The sequence below is a fragment of the Thermostichus sp. MS-CIW-41 genome (genome assembly GCF_054058915.1).
The window spans coordinates 1-2,674 of record NZ_JBSSBO010000089.1 but is presented as its reverse complement, the minus strand read 5'-3'; the positions used below and the strand labels follow the sequence as shown (position 1 = coordinate 2,674).

Here is a 2,674-nt window from a genome sequence, read left to right as displayed (position 1 = left end):
CTTGGCTCATAAGTTCATTGTACTTCATCAAAGCGCATTCCTCCCGGCACTGACCCTACGGGTACAGTGCGGGGCTCCTGCGATTTCTAGCTGACTGGCTGGCCGGCCTTTTTCCCCAGCAGGGATCCCTTGTTTTGCCTACCCTTTTACAAGAATCTGAAGAAAATCCAAAACCCCTCAGCCAGACCAGTTCCTCAGCATCTGGCTAATGGTTCTGCAGATGATCCGCAGGGTCATGGAGCGCAGCAGGATCCCCATCTGAAGGTCTGTCTCCGGCAATTCAAATCGCTCCGCCTGGCCCGCCACCGTCAAAGTTAGGGTGGATCCCCGCTGCAGGAAGAGGGCGCCGCCGGGGTTGAGATCCCGTTTCAGGGTTTGCAGCTCTTGATCGGAGGGATCCCGCAGCACCACCAGATCGCTGCCTTCGTAGGCCAAGCCCTCCCGCTCCAGGGTCTCTTCGTCGGCTTCCGCCAAAAGCAGATCCAGTTGGGGATGGCGCAGCAGGGTTTTCACCTGGCGAAAGAGGCTGCCCTGCAGGGGTCTAGAGCTGTGGTTTAGCAGCACGCCCTCCCGACAGACGGATCCCACACATGCGTTGGGGCGGTGGGACAAAATATGCTCCACCAAGGTGTGCGCCTCCGCCAAGGTGAGGCGGTTGAAGGTCAAAATCGGGATGCGGGCCGTCTTGGGAAACAGATGGTCGAGGATTGCCCCCGGCACATCCACTCCCGCGCCAATGGCAGGTTTTTGGTGCATGAGCACACCTGGCGCAGCATTGATCTCGATGATCCCCAGGGATCCCTCCTTCCAGGAGCGCTCCAGGCTGGGGGCAATGACATCGATGCCCAAGCACACCAGCGAGAACTGCTGGGCAATGGTTTGGGCCAAAACCACGTTGTCGGGATGGACGGTGGCCGTGACATCGCGGCTCACTCCTCCCGCCGAGAGATTGGATACCTTGCGCAGATAGACCGTCCGCCCCGGTTCCAGCACACTGTCCACTGTCAAGCCTTGCTCTGCCAGAAAGCGCTCCATTGCCTCATCCCATTGGATCGGCCCTAGGGGAGAAGTGGGGGTATCCCAACGGGCGGGATCCCGGTTGGCCTGCTCGATGAGCTGCCCGATGGTGCTTCGGCCATCTCCCGTCACTGAGGCGGGGCGTCGTTCCGTGGCCGCCACAAAGCGGCCTCCCACACACAACAGGCGAAAATCGGTGCCCTGCAGATGCTTTTCCAGGATCAGTCGGATGGGCTCCTCAGGGGGAAGGGCTGCCACGGCTACCTCGTAGGCAAAGGCCAGTTCTTCTGGGGTTTGAATGCCAGCCGTCACCCCCATCCCCTTATGGCCGGCCACCGGCTTGAGCACCACCGGATAGCCGATTTCTTGCGCTTGCTGCAAAGCTTCTGCCAAAGAGGCGACCACCTCTCCCTGGGGCACGGGGAACCCTTGCGCCGCCAGAAAGGCTTTGCAATCGTCTTTGCGGGTGGTGAAGTCAGAGTCGAGATGGCTGTCGCAGTGAAAGGTGGTGGCCACCCCTCGCACCTGGTTGCGACCATAGCCATACTGCATCACCCCTTCATCCCATAGGTAGTAGGTAGGGATCCCGCGTTCGTGAGCAGCCCGCAAGAGGGCATAGACCGTCGGCCCGCCGTACACCGAGTCGCGAAACAATTGCTGCAGGCGGCGCATCTCCCCTTCAACGTCGAAGGGCTCCCCTTGGGCGATGGCTTCCAGCCAATCCCAAGCAAAATAAACCGCGGCACGAGTGGTACGGCCATGCAAGGTCTGCACCGCGATGCGCACATACTCTGGAAACAGGTGACAGCTCCACTTCTGCAAGTGGAGATCCATCTGCAACCGGTTCACCTCCGTCACCAGCCGGGCAAACAAGTGGGCGTAGGAAGGATAAGATCCCTCCTGCAACTGGGGAAAGTAGAAGCAGACCTTGGACAGGTAGACATCGATGGGCAGCGGCTGTGGGCACTGGGTAAGGGCAAAGTCGAAGGTGAAAGCGGCTGTGTTGAGATAGGGGTTAGGGCCGAGATAATGCTTCAAGTTGAAAATGTCGAAAACATCCGACTCGCGCGCGTTGATGCGGGGCACGCCCGCCGCCTCCTGCAAAACCATAACCGGCCTCAAGAGAAGGGAAACAACGACCTCAGCGCGGGGAAAACCCAGCTCTCCCGGCTGGGGCCGCTTCCATTATTCCCGATCCGGCCCCCATCCCCGGCGGCTTGCCCTCGCAGCACAAGGGATCCCAGCTAGCCTTTTGCTGGTCAATTAACAGTTGCCTGACAGGCAACTTGGTAACTTGGAAAACCCTTCCCACCCTCTGATCGGGTTGGGGTTATTTCGAGTTGCAGTGCAACTGTTTGCCAATTCTGGGATCCCCTCTCCTCATAATGGGCAAGGGGCTGGGAGTGCTTGCCTGTAGCAGTGCTAGAGGAATACCTCAGACTTAGACTTGTTCGGAATCACCTAACGATGGGACTAGGTTGTGTTGATCTTTCATTTGAGCCAAAAGAGAGCACTGACGAGATAGAGAAAACTCAAGAAGTTCCTGGCCAATTTGTCAAAAGGAGAACATAGATGCCGGTACTGCTTTAACTTATGAAAAAAGCATTCGATTAAATGCCTCTCTTGATACAGATGCTTGTCATAATGCCGCTGCGTC

1 protein-coding gene and 1 pseudogene are annotated in these 2,674 nt (G+C 58.0%); both read right to left on the bottom strand.

Going from position 1 to position 2,674, the window contains the following annotated elements; genetic code table 11:
* Window positions 1-177: 177 nt before the first annotated feature.
* Complete coding sequence (locus tag ACVWXE_RS14310; RefSeq protein WP_457490638.1) at window positions 178-2,127, bottom strand: acetate--CoA ligase family protein; 1,950 nt, start codon at window positions 2,125-2,127, stop codon at window positions 178-180.
* 381 nt (window positions 2,128-2,508) lie between these two features.
* Window positions 2,509-2,674, bottom strand: a pseudogene (locus tag ACVWXE_RS14305) (IS5-like element ISSoc13 family transposase); the annotation flags it as partial.

Excerpts from the sequence above, each read along its gene's own strand:
- ACVWXE_RS14310 (WP_457490638.1), bottom strand. The coding sequence starts at position 2,127 with ATGGTTTTGCAGGAGGCGGCGGGCGTGCCCCGCATCAACGCGCGCGAG.